At 46.1% G+C, this 17,871-nt stretch carries 16 protein-coding genes; 14 read left to right on the top strand and 2 right to left on the bottom strand.

Annotated elements, in window-relative coordinates:
- Positions 1-522, bottom strand: a 522-nt coding sequence (locus AB5150_RS03490) for a TetR/AcrR family transcriptional regulator (RefSeq protein ID WP_368291196.1), incomplete at its 3' end; no start/stop codon positions are given.
- 182 nt (positions 523-704) lie between these two features.
- On the opposite strand from AB5150_RS03490, the gene AB5150_RS03485 reads away from it, so the two are divergent.
- The 5 genes from AB5150_RS03485 to fabG all read left to right on the top strand — a co-directional run bounded on the left by AB5150_RS03485 (position 705) and on the right by fabG (position 7,774).
- Complete coding sequence (locus tag AB5150_RS03485; protein WP_015534621.1) at positions 705-2,822, top strand: RND family transporter; 2,118 nt, start codon at positions 705-707, stop codon at positions 2,820-2,822.
- A gap of 57 nt (positions 2,823-2,879) precedes the next feature.
- Positions 2,880-5,234: an X-X-X-Leu-X-X-Gly heptad repeats gene (locus AB5150_RS03480; RefSeq protein WP_015534622.1), complete on the top strand. Its 2,355-nt coding sequence runs from the start codon at positions 2,880-2,882 to the stop codon at positions 5,232-5,234.
- A 110-nt stretch (positions 5,235-5,344) separates the two neighbouring features.
- Positions 5,345-5,578, top strand: a complete 234-nt coding sequence (gene acpP / locus AB5150_RS03475; RefSeq protein WP_022216990.1) for an acyl carrier protein — start codon at positions 5,345-5,347, stop codon at positions 5,576-5,578.
- Between the two features lie 539 nt (positions 5,579-6,117).
- On the top strand, positions 6,118-7,041 hold the full coding sequence (gene fabD / locus AB5150_RS03470) for an ACP S-malonyltransferase (RefSeq protein WP_015534623.1): 924 nt from the start codon (positions 6,118-6,120) through the stop codon (positions 7,039-7,041).
- The gene (gene fabG / locus AB5150_RS03465; RefSeq protein ID WP_004852016.1) at positions 7,034-7,774 is read left to right on the top strand and encodes a 3-oxoacyl-[acyl-carrier-protein] reductase; all 741 of its coding nucleotides are present in this window, start codon (positions 7,034-7,036) and stop codon (positions 7,772-7,774) included. Before fabD ends, fabG begins: the two co-directional genes overlap by 8 nt.
- 102 nt (positions 7,775-7,876) lie before the next feature.
- Here the strand turns inward: fabG and AB5150_RS03460 are convergent, their stop codons facing one another.
- On the bottom strand, positions 7,877-8,170 hold the full coding sequence (locus AB5150_RS03460; protein WP_015534624.1) for a helix-turn-helix domain-containing protein: 294 nt from the start codon (positions 8,168-8,170) through the stop codon (positions 7,877-7,879).
- A 322-nt stretch (positions 8,171-8,492) separates the two neighbouring features.
- Between AB5150_RS03460 and AB5150_RS03455 the strand changes: the two genes are divergently transcribed.
- From AB5150_RS03455 to AB5150_RS03415, 9 genes are all read left to right on the top strand, one after another.
- A complete protein-coding gene (locus AB5150_RS03455; RefSeq protein ID WP_022216987.1) occupies positions 8,493-8,828 on the top strand; it encodes a cupin domain-containing protein in 336 nt (111 codons plus the stop codon).
- A 20-nt stretch (positions 8,829-8,848) separates the two neighbouring features.
- Positions 8,849-10,099 carry a glycoside hydrolase family 3 protein gene (locus tag AB5150_RS03450; RefSeq protein WP_022216986.1) on the top strand — a complete coding sequence of 417 codons (1,251 nt, stop codon included), beginning with the start codon at positions 8,849-8,851 and terminating at the stop codon, positions 10,097-10,099.
- A 123-nt stretch (positions 10,100-10,222) separates the two neighbouring features.
- The gene (gene fabF, locus AB5150_RS03445; protein WP_022216985.1) at positions 10,223-11,458 is read left to right on the top strand and encodes a beta-ketoacyl-ACP synthase II; all 1,236 of its coding nucleotides are present in this window, start codon (positions 10,223-10,225) and stop codon (positions 11,456-11,458) included.
- A gap of 336 nt (positions 11,459-11,794) precedes the next feature.
- A complete protein-coding gene (locus AB5150_RS03440) occupies positions 11,795-13,144 on the top strand; it encodes an aspartate aminotransferase family protein (RefSeq protein ID WP_015534628.1) in 1,350 nt (449 codons plus the stop codon).
- A 26-nt stretch (positions 13,145-13,170) separates the two neighbouring features.
- Entirely contained in the window at positions 13,171-14,745 is a 1,575-nt protein-coding gene (locus tag AB5150_RS03435) for an ABC transporter substrate-binding protein (RefSeq protein ID WP_015534629.1), read from the top strand.
- Positions 14,746-14,833: 88 nt separating this feature from the next.
- Positions 14,834-15,763 carry an ABC transporter permease gene (locus AB5150_RS03430; RefSeq protein ID WP_055145097.1) on the top strand — a complete coding sequence of 310 codons (930 nt, stop codon included), beginning with the start codon at positions 14,834-14,836 and terminating at the stop codon, positions 15,761-15,763.
- A 2-nt stretch (positions 15,764-15,765) separates the two neighbouring features.
- Positions 15,766-16,623, top strand: coding sequence for an ABC transporter permease (locus tag AB5150_RS03425; RefSeq protein WP_015534630.1), 858 nt, complete (start codon positions 15,766-15,768; stop codon positions 16,621-16,623).
- A gap of 12 nt (positions 16,624-16,635) precedes the next feature.
- Positions 16,636-17,661: an ABC transporter ATP-binding protein gene (locus AB5150_RS03420; RefSeq protein WP_368291195.1), complete on the top strand. Its 1,026-nt coding sequence runs from the start codon at positions 16,636-16,638 to the stop codon at positions 17,659-17,661.
- 4 nt (positions 17,662-17,665) lie between these two features.
- Positions 17,666-17,871 (top strand): ATP-binding cassette domain-containing protein (locus AB5150_RS03415; protein WP_368291194.1); only part of this gene is annotated, 206 nt, incomplete at its 3' end.

Genomic DNA, 17,871 nt, shown 5'->3' with positions numbered 1-17,871 from the left:
AGCCTCCACAGCCTGATCCACGTTGATACTCGTGATCTCCGGGCTGTTCAGGTATCCCTTGATGGCAACGGTGAGACCCATTACCAGATACTTACATATAATAAGAGGAGACAGCATAGGATTGTCAGGAATCTGATCCGTGTCAAATATCTTCAGGTGTTCCTTGAAGAAACTGGTGAACTGTTCGATCATGACCTGCTCAAAGCTGTTCTGCCCGGTTGTCTCAAAAAGCTTTCTGTAAAGCTTCGCTTCATTAATAATGTGTGTGAAGAGATATTTTATGGCCTCAAGGATCATGTTGTGCTCAAGCAGTACCTCCAGTTCCTTGGTCACCTCATTGTAGAGCATGTAATCCATCAGCTCATATTTGTCTTTAAAATGTCTGTAGAATATCGGTCTTGATATTCCGACGTCTTCAGCGATCATCGTGACAGTGATCTTATCAAAGGAATATTCGTTTACAAGCTTTTTGAAGCTTTTGATAATTTTATCTTCAGTCTTTTCCTCGCTTGGATTAGGCACTTTCCCAAACCTCCCTCAGTTTATAATTTGTTTATAATCAATTTTGAATATGTGTTCAAACGTTTGTTACAGATTAGCATATTTGTAACAAAATGTAAACGTTTTCGTATTTTGGGTAGTTTATTTAAGAAATATCAGGTTGTATAATCCACCACAGAATAGAAAAAGGAGATGTTATGGCTATGTTAAAACTAGGAGAAAAGATAGTAAGTGCGAGGGTCGTAATACTGATTCTCAGCTTAGTTCTTCTCATACCAGCGGCATACGGTTATATCAAGACCAGGGTAAACTACGATATTCTGTCATATCTTCCGAAGGATATCGAGACCATGGAAGGTCAGGATATACTGGTTGACCAGTTCGGTACAGGAGCCTTCTCGCTGTATGTGGTAGAGGGGATGGAAGACAAAGATGTATCCGCACTGAAATCAAAGATTGAAAAAGTAGACCATGTATCAAAGGTTATATGGTATGACAGCTTTGCAGACCTGTCAGTACCAAAGGATATGCTTCCTGAAAGCCTTTATGATGCATTTAATAATGACGAAAAGAATGCCACCATGATGGCCATCATATTTGATGATACCACATCGGCGGACGGCACAATGGATGCCATCGAGGAGATAAGAAGCATATCAAACAAGCAGTGCTTCCTGTCCGGTATGTCAGCGGTTGTCGTCGATACCAAGAAGCTGTCAGAGAAGGAAACCCCGATATACGTACTTATAGCGGTTATCCTGAGTAGTATCATCCTGGCGATCACAATGGACTCTATCATGATCCCGGTACTCTTCCTTGCAAGTATAGGAATGGCGATCGTGTACAACCTTGGATCAAATATCCTCATGGGTCAGGTATCATACATAACAAAGGCGCTGGCTGCGGTACTTCAGCTCGGAGTTACAATGGATTACTCCATATTCCTGTGGCACAGCTACAAGGCACAGCAGAAGGAATACACGGATAAGAAAGAGGCTATGGCACACGCCATCGCAGAGACAATATCATCAGTTGTGGGAAGTTCCATAACAACAGTTGCCGGATTCGTTGCACTGTGCTTCATGAGCTTTACCCTCGGACTTGACCTTGGTATCGTCATGGCAAAGGGTGTCGTACTCGGAGTTATCGCATGTGTAACGATACTTCCATCACTCATCCTTGTATTTGACAAGGCGATAGAGAAGACAACACACAGAGTAATACTTCCAGAGTTCAAGGGAGTAGGAAAATTCATAGCTAAGCACTACAAAGTATTCCTTGTATTGTTCGTGATCATCCTGATCCCTGCAATATACGGATACAATCATACAAAGGTTTATTACAAGCTGGATTCATCACTTCCAGACAGTCTGGAGAGTGTTCAGGCCAACACAGAGCTGGCTGAGGTATTCAACATGAATTCAACACATATGATACTTGTCACAAATGATCAGAGTGACAAGGACACAAGAAACATGATGTCAGATATCGAGAACATCGATGGAGTTAAGTTCTGTCTCGGACTTGACAGCATCATTGGAGCAGGTATTCCAACCGACTTCATACCTTCAGATGTCACAGAGGCGCTCAAGAGCGATGACTGGCAGTTGATACTCGTCGGATCAGAGTATGAGGTTGCTTCAGATGAGGTTAACAATCAGTGTACAGAGATCAATAATACCATCGATTCATACAACGAGAAGAACATGCTGGTTGGTGAGGCTCCTTGTACAAAGGATCTTATCACTATAACAGATAAGGATTTCGCATCTGTAAGTACAGTATCCATCGGAGCGATATTCATTATCATCCTCTGTGTATTCGGTTCAATATCACTGCCAATCGTACTTGTGGCAGTCATAGAGTTTGCGATATTCATCAATATGGGTATCCCTTGCTTCACCGGAACAGAGATACCGTTCATAGCTTCAATAGTTATCGGTACTATCCAGCTCGGCGCGACGGTTGATTACGCCATACTGATGACAACGAAGTACAAGAGAAACAGACTGAACGGATACAGAAAGTTTGACGCCGTGGCAACAGCATGCCAGGAGTCAGTACAGTCCATAGTTGTCAGCGCACTTTCATTCTTCGCTGCAACATTTGGCGTAGGTCTTTACTCAGATATAGATATGATCAGCGCGCTGTGTACACTTATGGCTCGTGGAGCACTCATAAGTATGTGTGCAGTTATCCTGATGCTTCCATCAGCACTGATGCTCTTCGATAAGGTCATCATGTTCAGATACAGGAAGAACCTGATGGATGGACCATCAGCGAAGGTTAGCGATGAGGACACTGCAGCCACTCAGGCATAGCAGTTATAAACAGATGTAACTACGGAACTTTTGTAATCTATGAAAAGAGGTAATAATATGATCAAATGGAAGAAATATATATGCGTTGCATTATCAGCAGTTATGATGGCATCACTGGCAACAGGATGCGGAGATACAAATGACAGCTCATCCTCAGACAAGGCCGAGGCTACAACCGAGAGCGAGTCAGACACACTTCAGGATGCACTTACATCTGAGATATCCAAGGATGGCGCATCTGACGCAGACAAGGAAGAGACAGTATATGTCCTTGCCGATGCAAATGGAAATGCAAATGACGTTACAGTCAGCACATGGCTGAAGAACTCAGACGGTGCAGAGGGACTCAACGACAAGACAAACCTCACAGACATCCAGAACGTGAAGGGCTATGAGGAATACAAGGACAACGGCGATGGCACTATAACATGGGCTGCAAATGGATCAGATATCTACTATCAGGGCAAGTCAAATGAGGAGCTCCCTGTAGATGTAAAGATAACATACAAGCTTGACGGCGAGGAGATAGAGCCTTCAGAGCTTGCAGGCAAGAGCGGTAAGGTCACCATCAGATTTGATTATACCAACAACACCAAGAAGACAGTCACAGTGGACAGCAAGAATACAGAGGTCATCTCACCATTTGTAATGCTCTCAGGAATGATCCTTCCTGTAGATAAGTTCTCAAACGTTCAGGTTGAGAATGGTAAGGTCATCTCAGAGGGAAGCAACCAGATCGTAGTCGGATATGCAGTTCCTGGATTCAAGCAGTGCTTACAGGATGGTATAAATGACAGCAAGATAGAGACAGCACTTGATAACATAGATGTACCTGATTATGTTGAGGTTACAGCGGATGTCACAGACTTCGAGCTCTCAATGACCATGACGGTTGCAGCAAGTGACCTTCTTGGATCAAGCGCAGAGGATGCCATAGACGAGGTTAAGGACAAGGCTGATGTCAGCTCACTCACAGACAGTGTGGATCAGCTCGGTGATTCTGCAGATCAGCTCGAGGAGGGTTCAGGAAAGATCACAAATGGTCTGGAGACTCTGAAGGATGGTACTTACTCATTAAAGAAGGGTGCTGACACACTGGCAGACGGTGCAGCTTCACTTGAGACATATACAAGCCAGCTGGCAGATGGTACTTCACAGATATCAACAGCCATGGGAACCCTGGACGATGGAATCAAGTCCATAAAGGATGGTTCTTCAGCACTTAATGACGGAGCTAAGACACTGGCAACTGGAGCTAAGACAGTAGATACAAGTGTTGGCACACTCAAGAGTGGTGCTGATAAGTTAAACAAGGGTGCAAATGAACTTCAGGCAGGCTTTGAGGGAACGGACAGCAATCCTGGACTTTCCAAGGGCGCAAGCTCACTGGCATCAGGAGCAAGCAATGCATATGCAGGTTCACAGGCACTTGCAAAGGGCGCTACAGAGCTCAATAATGGTGTGAACACATTGATCACCATGCTGACAGGAATGCCATCACAGATCGTAAGCCAGGCTCAGTCAAATGTATACAGCCAGCTCGGCGGTTCCATAACAAGCGAGGCCGGAATAGATGCGGCTATGTCACAGCTTGAAGGAGCACTTGCATTAGGTAAGACTACTCTGGATGCGGCAAAGGGCGATGGAACATACGATGCATATTTTGCACAGTACACAGGCCTTGCAAAGGCAAAGGGTGCTCTCAATGCGATCGATCAGATAGGAACGACCCTCACAGCTACTTTGACTTCAGAGGAGACAACAGCACAGATAACAGCATTACAGCAGGGTGCTGAGACACTGGATACCAAGATGGGCGAGTTGTCAACAGGACTCAAGACCATCAGTGACGGTGCTTCAAGCATTTCAACAGGAATCGATTCCGCATATGCAGGTGTCAAGGCAATCGCAAAGGGAACCGGAGATCTCTCAAGAGGTGCAGCAGCACTCAAGAAGGGTACAAAGACTCTCAGCGATGGAGCAGCTACAATATCAACAAATATGAACACACTGTATCAGGGAAGCTTAACACTGGCAAATGGAAGCAGCCAGTTAAAGACGGCGGCAGGAACTCTTGATTCAAGTGCAGGCCAGATCGCAGCAGGAGCAAAGACCCTCAGTGATGGAGCATCACAGCTTGACAGCGGAAGCAAGACTCTGGATGACGGAGCAAAGGAGCTTGTAACAGGTTCAAAGACTCTCAGCGATGGAATGAAGCAGTTCAACGAAGAGGGTATCAAGAAGATCACAAAGCTGTTTGCAGGCAACTATCAGGCAGACATTGATTATATAGAGGCACTCTTCTCAGACGACACAACTTACACAAGCTTCACAGGTACGATCGATGGTACAAAGAGCACAGTTAAGTTCATATATGAGACCGGTGCGATCAAGTCTGACGCTGAAAAATAAGCGAAAAAACAATGAAAATCTTCGTGTTGACTTTACTGTAGCCTTAGGTTATAGTATAAGCGTCCGTGAGGATAATGGTAACATTTACTATAGTTTAGGAGGATTAGAACATGTTTGATAAGGTTAAGGCAATATTCGAGGAGCAGTTAGGAGTTTCACAGGACGAGATGAAGCTTGACACAAACTTCAAGGATGATCTTGGTGTTGATTCACTTGATCTTTACGAGATCGTTATGAAGCTTGAGGATGAGTTCGATGTTGAGATCCCTGCTGAGGAGCTCGATGACGTAGCTACATTTGAGGACGTACTTAACTACCTTAAGAGCAAGGGTGTTGAGGAGTAATATTGCTAACTGAACAGATTGGACTGTTTTGAATACATTTGTTATTCAAAGTTGTCATGTATCGGACATGACATAACTTTGGTAGCCAGCCAGGACATGAGTCCTGACTGACCATCCAAGGTTATATATATTATATGAGAGTTGATTTACAGCAGATGCTTTGAGCCGTGGGGCTTGATGGCATGTGCTTTTTTTGTGCGTTAATACACCGCCAAATGATGCCGGATTTTCGAGCTCGCTCGAAAAAATCCGGTATCATTTGGCGGTTAAGCGGTACATGAAACACGGAGGCTGACAGGCCGGAGTGTGAATGAAGCGCGGCAGATTGCGGGAGCACGAAGTGCGGAGCAAGCTGAAGTATTAACGCAGTATTAATTCTTGACCTTGCGATTTGCGGAGCCCTGTTCTATAATAAGGGATGGTTGACTTGGCTTCTGGATGTAGCATGAGAGATGGTTGATAAAATCCAGTACAGACAGACATCAATGATATGCGAATGTAAATCAATTACAAAATATAATAAAGGCGGTAAAAAAGAAATGGGTAAGACAGCAGTTATATTCCCAGGTCAGGGCGCACAGTATGTGGGCATGGCAAAGGATTTTTATGACAGTTTTGAGGACAGCAAGAAGGTATTTGACGAGGCAGATGACGTTCTGGATATAGAGCTTAAGAAGATCTGTTTCGAGGAGAACGATGACATCAACAAGACAGAGTACACACAGCCGGCCATGGTTGCTGCAGAGGTTGCCATATATGAGCACCTGAAGAACGCAGGTCTCAAGGCTGATGTATTTGCAGGACTCTCACTCGGTGAGTACAGCGCACTTGTTGCAGCAGGAGCCATGACTCTCGCTGACGGCATCAAGACAGTTAGAAGAAGAGGTATCCTTATGCAGAACGAAGTACCTCTCGGAATGGGCGGAATGGCAGCAGTCATAGCAATGGACGCTGACAAGATTGCCGAGATATGTGAGAACACACCTGGCAAGGTACAGATAGCAAACTACAACTGTCCTGGACAGATCGTTATATCAGGTGAGGCAGAGGCTGTTAAGGCAGCATCAGCAGCACTTGCAGAGGCTGGAGCCAAGAGAGTTATCCCACTTAACGTAAGTGGTCCATTCCACTCACAGATGCTTGTGCCTGCAGGTGAGAAACTTTACGACTTCCTTCAGGGCGTGGATGTTGCAGAGGGATTTGCTCCTTACTACTGCAATGCAGACGCAGAGGAGATCACAGACGCAGCAAAGGTTAAGGAGCTCCTGAAGAGACAGGTGTACTCATCAGTAAGATGGCAGCAGACAATAGAGAACATGATAGCTGACGGTGTTGACACATTTATCGAGGTCGGCCCGGGCAAGACTCTCACAGGCTTCATGAAGAAGATCAACAGAGAGGTAAAGAGTATAAATATTGCAACTGTAGACGATTTAGCGAAATTGGAGGAACTGAATGCTTAAGGATAAGGTAGCAGTAGTAACAGGTGCCGGAAGAGGTATCGGACGTGAGATAGCAAAGACATTTGCCGGATATGGCGCAAAGGTAGTAGTAAACTTCAACGGCTCAGAGGAGCGTGCAAACAGCCTGGTTGAGGAGATCAAGGCAGAAGGCGGAGAGGCAGTGGCTTTCAAGGCAAATGTGGCAGATTTCGCTGAGGCTGAGGCTCTCATGAAGTTTGCAGTCACTACATATGGAAGAATAGACATTCTCGTGAACAATGCGGGAATCACAAGAGACAACCTTGTGCTTGGCATGAAGGAGGCTGATTTCGATGATGTTATCAATATCAATCTCAAGGGTACATTCAACTGTATCAAGCATGTGTACAGAACCATGATGAAGCAGAAGTATGGACGTATCATCAACATGTCATCAGTAGTCGGAATAGAGGGAAATGCAGGTCAGGTGAATTATGCAGCGTCAAAGGCAGGCGTGATCGGCATCACCAAGTCTATAGCAAAGGAGCTTGGAAGCCGTGGAATCACAGCAAATGCCATAGCACCAGGATTTATCAAGACAGACATGACAGATGCACTCTCAGACAAGGCAAAGGAGGCTATGCTTGACCATATCACAGTCAAGAGACTCGGTGAGGTTTCAGATATCGCTGAGACAGCGGCATTTTTGGCTTCAGACAAGGCATCATACATAACAGGCCAGGTCATAAAGGTTGACGGTGGCATGAGCCTGTAGGATATACAGATCACGATCTGGAATAATACAAATAGAAAACAGGGTATCGCAACAATGTTGTGATACCCTGTATCTGTAATATGAACATTATAAAGTTATATTTTATTTCTTGTTCAGTTTGGAGAATTCCTTTGCAAGCCCAAGAAGCTGTGCGTGCTGATGTTCTGTCAACTGGGTTGTATCAATATACTTGGCACTTGAATCATCCCCTTTGAGAAGATAATCAGTGGAGCAGTTGAAATATTCAGCGATGCGGAGAATCATGCTCACAGACGGGTCGATGGAATTGTTCTCCCAATTGCTTATAGTCTGGAATGCCACTGATAACTCCCCTGCAAGCTCTTTCTGTGTCATCTTGTTCGCGGTGCGCAGTGTTCTTAATTGTTCACCTATCATAATAATCAGAGCTCCTTTAAATCCAAAAAAACGTAGTGACCCTCACTAATTAATAATAGCTGAATGGTATTGGGTTTACAAAAGATAAAACTATACTTATAATAGAAAAATGGCTTTTTTTGTCATGTTTTGGGCATTTGTTATTGATCAGATGTACTCTGATAGTAATGTGTGCATGCCAGGTTGTTTTGATTCGTACAAATGTCATAATAAATCATTACAACAATTCTAGTACGTTGATTTTTCAACATACTAGAATACTAAAAAGTGGAATAATACTATAAGCGAACAATATATCAGAATATATCAGGAGGTAACGAACATGGGAATCATGAAGAATATCGCACAGTCAGAGGTACTTAAGCTCAAGGATCAGGTGGCATATCAGGAGGGACAGGTCGTAAGTAAGACACTTGCCCAGAATGTATGCATGAGTATAACCTTATTTGCATTTGACAAGGATGAGGAGATCAGCACACACGAGTCTGACGGAGATGCATTTGTGACGTGCCTTGACGGTGTGGGCGAGGTGACAATAGACGGTGTCAAGTATGAACTCCACGAGGGCGAGTCAATAGTAATGCCTGCAAAGCATCCACATGCCGTATACGGCAAGGAGCAGTTCAAGATGCTTCTGGTGGTTGTGTTCCAGTTGTAATTGAATCACGGAGAAAACCAATGAAAAAAGCACTTGTGGTATTGATCGTAATGGTGTGTCTGGCAGCCGGAATATGGGGAATCTTCATGCTGAGAGGCAGCGCGGGGAAAGCCGGAGGCCACGTAGAAAATGACAATGGAAATACAGGCGTAGCTGCTGATGTCACGGAGAGCGGAACTACGACAGAAGAGCAGACCGCGGATAGCCAGGAAACGACGGAGGTGACCGAGGAGGAGAAGCCGAGTCTGGTGGATGAGACACTTGCTGGGATGACGCTTCATGAAAAGGTCTGTCAGATGATGTTTGTGACTCCTGAGGAGCTCACGGGAGAGGACGGCGTGACTGTGGCAGGGGATGCGACCAGACAGGCTCTGGAGAATTATCCTGTTGGCGGTATCGTGTACTTTGCGAAGAACCTTGAGAGTCAGGATCAGGTGAAGGAGATGATCGACAACTCCCAGAAGTACAGCAGTATAGGATTATTTGTGGCGACCGACGAGGAGGGCGGCGTAGTAAACCGCCTGATGGATACTGTCGGAACCACATATATAGGCTCCATGTACTATTACAAGGACGACGGAGACGAAACGGCATATGAGAACGCATACACCATAGCAAATGATATGTCGGCGCTTGGCTTCAATCTCGACTTTGCGCCGGTGGCGGACGTGTGGTCGAACCCAGACAATACGGTTATCGGCGAGCGCGCATACAGCGATGACTACGCCCAGGCGGCAGAGCTCGTTGGAAATGCGGTGAAGGGCTTCAACGACGGAGGAGTCATGTGCACCCTGAAGCATTTCCCGGGGCATGGAGACACGGCGGAGGACTCACATTATAGCAGTGCCTATGTGCATAGAACAAAGGAAGAGATTATGGCGGATGAGATGCAGCCGTTCAGGTCGGGTATAGAGGCGGGGGCAGAATTTGTCATGGTCGGACATCTGATCGTCCCGGATATAGACGAGGTTCCAGCCACTCTCTCATACAAGATAGCGACCGGTATTCTTAGGGATGAACTGAAGTTTGAAGGAGTTGCCATAACCGATTCATTTGAGATGGAATCCATAGCGGACAATTACAGTGTGGATGATGCGGTAGTGATGTCGGTAAAAGCCGGAATGGATATGATACTGCAGCCGAAGGATATGGCGTCGGCGGTGAATTCCATAGAACAGGCAGTGGCGGACGGCGAGCTGTCAGAGGACAGGATAGACGAGAGCGTCCGAAGGATACTCACCCTGAAGGAGAGCCGCGGACTGCTCAAATAGCAAACTATGTAGTAATCAAAACTATTTAACCTTGTTATATATATTACATTGTGGTAAAATTATTTTTATCTGGGGTGCAAAAATGCACTGTCAGCAGATAGAATGAAAAATACGAGGTATGAGATGAAAAGAGTAGTTGTAACAGGCATGGGTGCTGTGACACCTATAGGAAACAGTGTAGAAGAATTCTGGGATAATATAAAGAAGAATACAGTTGGTATCGGAGAGATCACAAAGTTTGATGTCAGCGATTACAAGTGCAAGCTTGCTGCTGAGGTGAAGAACTTTGATCCAAAGCAGTATATGGATCCAAAGGCGGCAAGACGTATGGAGCCATTTTGTCAGTATGCCATAGCAGCTACAGGCGAGGCAATCAAGGATGCAGGTCTTGACCTTGAGAAGGAAGACAGAACAAGGATCGGAACATGTATAGGAAACGGACTTGGCGGTGTGGCAACCATAGAGAAGGAGCACAAGAAGGTTGTAGAGGGCAAAGCGAACAGAGTCAGTGTAATGATGGTTCCTATGATGATATCCAACATGGCTGCGGGCAATGTTGCAATACAGTTTGGCCTTGAGGGCAAATGTACTGACATAGTTACAGCCTGTGCCACAGGAACAAACTCTATAGGAGAGGCTTACAGATATATACAGGCAGGAGAGGCCGATGTCATGGTTGCAGGTGGTGCAGAGTCACCTATCTGTGAGACAAATGTATCAGGATTTATCTCAATGACAGCGCTTTCAAGTGCAGAGGATCCTATGAGAGCGTCCATACCATTTGACAAGGACAGATGTGGATTTGTAATAGCAGAGGGCGCAGGAGTTGTTGTACTTGAGTCACTTGAGCATGCTCAGGCGAGAGGTGCCCAGATCCTGGCTGAGGTAGTCGGATATGGTTCAACCTGTGATGCATATCACATCACATCCCCTAAGGAGGATGGAAGTGGTGCAGGACGTGCCATGAAGCTTGCCATGGAGGAGGCCGGAATCACACCTGCTGACGTTGACTACATCAACGCACATGGAACAAGTACCCATCACAATGACCTCTTTGAGACAAGAGCCATCAAGTATGCTATGGGCGATGACGCATACAACGTGAACATCAATTCCACAAAGTCCATGATAGGACATCTGTTTGGAGCTGCCGGAGCAGTTGAGTTCATAACATGTGTGAAGTCCATAGAGGATTCATACATCCATCCAACAGTTGGTCTCCGCGAGACAGAGGGTGAGATGGATCTCAACTACACCATGGGCGAAGGTGTACACAAGGATATTACATATGCGCTCAGCAACTCACTGGGATTTGGCGGACACAACGCAAGTATACTTGTGAAGAAGTTCGAGGCATAATACAGGCAGGATTACTGATAATTACATATAACAGGAAAACATCACTTCAGACACAGGGGTGATGTTTTTTTGTGCGCTGTCCCAGGTTAATAAAATAAATATTTGGGGGACACAAACTAATAAAACCACAAAACAACACAAAAAAACATGAAAAACAAATGAAAACCAGAAAAACCCACAAAATGTGTTGACAATCCCACATGGCGTGGCTATGATACAAAGCAAAACAGAAGCGCGTATCTGATTTTAGAGTGCAAAGGGGCACGGAGATAGAACTGTAAAGTTTCATCTCTGTGCCCCTTTTGTTTTAACAGGGAAATCTTTTGGAGGTGGAATATGGCTACTAAATCAAGCATTATGGACACTAACAGCTACAGTGATGACTACAGTTCACTGCTCAGTAACACGACAAGGGATATGATAAACCGCCGTGAGAAATGGATGGGTGGTGCATACAGACTTTTCTATAGAAAGCCGGTCAACCTTGTGAGAGGACAGGGACAGTACCTCTGGGATGCAGAGGGGAATAAATATCTGGACATGTACAACAATGTGGCAGGAATCGGTCATTGCCATCCTGCTGTGGTCGAGGCAGTTACAGAGCAGATGAAGCTTTTAAATACCCACACACGTTATCTGCATGAGAGGATCATTGATTACAGTGAGGATCTGCTGAAGATGATGCCGGACGAGATAGACAAGATAATGTTCATGTGTACCGGTTCTGAGGCAAATGACCTGGCACTCCGAGTGGCACAGGAATACACGGGCGGCACCGGAATCATAGTTTCAAGGGAGGCGTACCACGGAACAAGTGCTCTGACATCTGGATGTTCACCAGCCCTTGGAAGTGAGCAGCCACTGCTTCCGAATGTAAGACTCATTGAGACCCCTGACTATTACAGACATGGCGGTACACCTGAGGAGTTCACCGCATGGTACTCAGGAGAGATGCAGAAGAAGATCGATGAGCTGGAGGCAGCAGGATATAAGTTCTCATGCTTCCTTGCAGATTCTATATTCTCATCAGATGGAGTACATCCGAATCCGGTCGGTTTCCTGAAGGCGGCCATCGATGTGGTACATAAGAATGGCGGTGTATTCATAGCTGATGAGGTGCAGCCGGGATTTGCAAGAACGGGAGATGCGTTCTGGGGATTCGCCAGACATGGGATCATACCTGACATGGTGACAACAGGAAAGCCTATGGGTAACGGAATCCCGATATCAGGACTTGCCGCCAAGCATGAGGTACTCGCCGCATTCAGCGACAAACTTCCATATTTCAATACATTTGGAGGAAATCCAGTGGCTATCGCAGCCGCACAGGCTGTGCTTAATGTCATAAAAGAAGAAAAGCTGCAGGAGCATTGCAAGGTGGTCGGTGCAAAGCTTCTGAAAGCATTGCAGGAGGTAAAGGACAGACATCCTGATTCTGTGGGAGACGTCAGAGGCGCAGGCCTGTTCATTGGATTTGAGCTTGCGAAGAATGACGGCAAGAAGACTCCGGATCAGCAGAAGGCACTGGATGCCATCGAACTTCTGCGAGACAACAATGTACTGACTTCTGTTGCAGGCCCTTATGGAAATGTCTTAAAGCTTCGTCCGCCTATGGCATTCCAGGAGTGCGATATCGACTGGATAGCATCAACCCTCGATAAATGTCTGCATCAGCTTGAGTCATAGATAACACACGAAAAGGAGGAAGAATTATGAAAAAGAAGATTTGCTCAATACTTTTGGCAGCCGCACTGGCACTTACGGTGACTGCATGTGGAAGCTCTGGAGGAAGTACAGATGGGAGCACACAGGCAGTGACAACAAGCTCTGAGTCCAAGACGGACAAGGACACACTGGTGATCCTGGGAGCAGAGAACTGGCAGGCATCACTCAGCCCTCTGAAGCACACTTCCACGATGATGCTTCACGCAGAGGCCATAGCTCTGGAACATCTACTGGTCATGGATGAGAAGACACAGGAGCCACAGCCTAATCTTGCTACTGAGTGGTCATATGACGACAGTCAGACAGTCTTGACGGTCAAGCTCCGTGAGGGCGTAAAGTTCCACGACGGTTCAGACTTTACCGCAGAGGATGCCGCAGCATCATGTGAGGCATATTCAAGCTCACAGAACGTATCCGGTTCATGGTGGGCAGATGAGTTAAAGTGTAAGGTCATAGACGATTATACATTTACCATAACTCCGGCATCGGGAAAGCCTCTTGGCTCTTTGGTCAACATGCTTTGTTCAACTCCGATAATGTCCGCTGACGATCTTGCAGATCCTGAGAACACTCTGGATAAGAGATACAACGGAACCGGCCCATACAAGATGGTAAGCTTTGAGAACGATACAGCGACATATGAGCTGTTCGACGATTACTGGGGAACTCTTCCTAAGATAAAGAAGATCGAGTACAAGTACGTTGCGGATGCCACAACACGTCTGTCAGCATTGCAGTCAGGTGAGGCCGATGTCATCGAGCGTGTTGATTCCGATGCGGTGTCTGTGCTTGAGTCAGACAGCAATATCGTGGTTGACAAGTTTCTCACCACAGAGTGTAAGCACCTTATTCCAAAGTTCAAGATGCCGCCTATGAATGAGAAGCTTGTCAGAAAGGCGATAGCCTACGCGATCGATTATGACGGAATCGTAAATGATATATTTGGCGGATATGCAGAGAAGGCAGACAGCTTTATCTCCTCAACTATATGGGGCTACAAGGCTGTAGGTGGTGTCGGCGAGTACGATCCTGAGAAGGCTGCAGAGTGCCTGAAGGAAGCCGGCTATGAGAATGGCGAGGGCCTTCCAGAGCTCAACATTTACACATCCGTTGGTTTTTACCCTAAAACAAAGGAATATTACGAGTACATTGCAGCTTGTTTACAGGCTGTCGGTATCAACTGTAAGGTCGTTCCACTTGATACTTCATCATGGGGCGATGTGTTATATGAAGAAACTCCTTGCTACATGATCGACTGTGGATGGCAGCCATCAGGTATCGAGCCTGAGCTGAAGCTGAATTCATGGTATGCAGCAGGTCGAATCAGCCACTATGAGCCTACGGCAGAGCTTCAGGACATCATGGACAGATTCGCAACTGAGACAGACCCAGATAAGAGAAAGCAGATCCTTCAGGACGAGTACCTTCCGGCCCTGGCAGAGGAGATGCCTGATATCCCTATCATCAAGTCCATGACTATCTTCGGAGTAAGATCAAATGTCAAGGGTCTTGAGTACACAAGTGGTGCAGATTATATCTTCACAAATGTCACAAAAGAGTAAGCGCATAGCAATATATTAGATTCACAAAAAGGGGCTGCATGTGTAAGGATACAGCATGTGGCCCTTTTTAAGAAGGGAGGAAATCAAAGTGCTGGGAACCGTTTTAAAAAGACTTGCACAGGGCATTTTTGTTACCTTTTGCGTTATATTTATCAGCTTTGTAATACTTCGGATGATACCGGGAGATCCGGCGAAGGTCATGGCTCCGACAGCAACAGTAGAACAGCAGCAGGCGATCAGAGACAGTATGGGACTGGAAAAGTCCATCCCGGAGCAGTTTAAAATGTACATGGTGAATCTGTTCCACGGAGATCTTGGAGAGTCATATTTCAAGAGCGATACAGTCCTGAATGTTATGGAGCAGGCCACACCTTTATCATTGATACTGCTGATATCTTCAGTGGTCATATCGATCATATTATCCCTGATCCTGGGAACTATCGCAGGACTAAATGGAAATAAATGGGAGGATCGTCTCATCTCGAGTATTGCGGTACTGTTCCAGTCAATGCCTAACTACTGGGTATCCTCCGTGTTGATCATTATTTTCTCAGTCAGACTTGGACTGCTGCCGTCAATGGATTATTCGGGACCTGCATCCTGCGTGCTCCCGACAGTTGCACTGGCACTTCCGCTCACGGCGGTGCTCACCAAGGTGGTGCGTTCCTCACTGATCGACAGTTACAATCAGGAATTTGTCAAGGTTGCATATGCGAGAGGAATATCGACAGTGGCGATATATTTCAAATACGCACTCAGGAATTCACTTATCCCTGTACTGATATCCCTAGGAACACAGCTTGGCTTTCTGGTAGGAAGTATCGTTGTTGTCGAGTATGTATTTAACTTCCCGGGAATCGGATACACGGTGTTAAATGCGATCCTTCGAAGAGACTACAACCTGGTCCAGGGAATTATCATTCTGTTTTCCGTATTCTTTATTGTTTTGAATATTGCCATTGATCTTGGAAGTATCCGTCTTGATCCACGAATGAGAAAAGCACAGGGAGGACTGTAATTATGAAGAAAAAAAGTAAATTTAGATCAGTCCTTCAGTGGATTGGTAAAAACAAATTATTTACACTTGGAATCATTATTGTAGGAATCTATCTCCTTGCCGGAATCTTTGCGCCGCTCATCGCGCCGTCGGACCCGGGCAAGGCAAATCCATCCATCAGATTATTGAAACCATTTCAGGATCCGGCACACTGGCTGGGAACTGATGCCATAGGACGTGATCTGTTCTCGAGACTTTTGTATGGAATCCGTACCTCAGTCATAATTGGTTTCTGCAGCGTTCTGCTGGCCGCTCTCATAGGACTGATAGTCGGAATCATATCCGGTCTCACAAGTCCGGGACCTCTGGATTCAGTGCTGATGAGAATCACCGATGTACAGATGGGATTCCCATTTATCGTACTTGCCATGATCGCACTCACACTGTTCGCACCTAATGAGGTGTCGGTAACCATAGTGCTGAGTCTGGCACTGTGGCCGGCCTATGCGAGAACGGTGCGGTCAAATGTAATACCCCAGAAGAGCACAGATTATATCGCAGCGGCAAAGCTCATGGGGGCGAGCTCATGGAGGATATCCACGAAGTATATCGGCAAGAATCTGATCCCTGCCATGCTTCCTCTCATACCGCTTGATATCGCCGGAATGATCATCAATGAGAGCTTGCTCAGCTACATGTCACTCGGTATAAATCCGCCAAAGATATCCCTTGGAAACATAATGTCCGATGCCCGTGGCTATATTGCATCTGATGCATGGTATATCATGATCCCCGGCATCGTTCTTATCATCATGGTTCTCGGACTGAATTTTATCGGCGACAATCTTCAGGTTCATTTCGATCCAAAGCTTCGCAAATAGGAGGATAACAGTATGGATAATAATACAGAAAAAGATACAGATGTGATCCTTGAGGTAAAGGATTTAAAGACCTATTTCAAGACCGGTCCGCACAAAGTCGTGAAAGCAGTTGAGGGAGTCAACTTCTCACTGCGGAAGGGCAAGGTGCTTGGAATAATAGGAGAGAGTGGTTCCGGCAAGAGCGTGACGGCGAGATCGATACTGAGGATCGTGGAATCTCCGGGTTACATAGCAGGCGGCGAGATCAGGTTCAAAGGTCAGGATATACTGAAGCTCCCGGAGAAGGAGATGAAGAGCATCCGTGGAAATGAGATCTCCATGATATTCCAGGATCCTACTACATCGTTCAATCCCTACATGACAATTGGAGCACAGCTTGCCGAGGCCTATAACGCACATACCCCATCGGGTTCAGAAAAGGCAAAACAGGAGATGATGAGAGTTCTCAAGCTTGTCGGAATAACCAACGGCGAGGAGGTCATAAAGAAATATCCGTGTGAGTTCTCAGCGGGTTTCAGACAGAGGATATTCATAGCGATGTCAATGATATTGTACCCGGATCTGCTCATAGCGGACGAGCCTACAACAAGTCTTGGAATCACCATTCAGGCGGAGATCATCGAAGCCCTCAGTGAGGTGCAGAAGCAGACCGGCATCTCCATCATGATAATCACCCACGACTTTGGCGTGGTGTCCCAGTTCTCAGACGACATATTTGTCATGTATGCGGGAAGATGCGTGGAGTCGGCATCCAAGAAGGATCTGCTCAGAAATCCAAAGCATCCTTATACGGTTGGACTTATCCGTTCTGTTCCGCTTCTCGAGGCTCGTAAGACGAAGAGACTGAAATCCATTCCGGGATTCCCGCCGGATATGTCAAATGTCCCGGAGGGATGTCCATTTGCTTCCCGTTGTGAATATGCGAAAGATATATGTCATAAAGAGGTGCCGGCACTGAAACCGGTTGGAGAGGGACATATGTGTGCCTGCCATTTCCCACTGGATTATGACATTAACGAAGATACAGAATTGGGGTGATCATATGAAGGATATAGTATTATCTTGCGATAATCTGCTGAAGCAGTATCCGGTGAAAAAGGGAATGTTCAACAAGGTTGTCGGACAGAAGAACATAGTCGACCATGTCTCGCTGGAGCTGGAAAAGGGCAAGACACTTGCGATCGTCGGAGAGTCGGGCTGTGGCAAGACGGTGCTGACGAGAGTCCTGCTGGGAATTGAGGACAAGAC

Origin of the sequence: Coprococcus sp. RTP21281st1_F1_RTP21281_210402 (assembly GCF_040915325.1) — a bacterium.
Lineage (GTDB): Bacteria > Bacillota > Clostridia > Lachnospirales > Lachnospiraceae > Coprococcus > Coprococcus aceti.
Note: the sequence above shows the minus strand (reverse complement) of the source record. Positions and strands in the feature narration are given on the sequence as shown.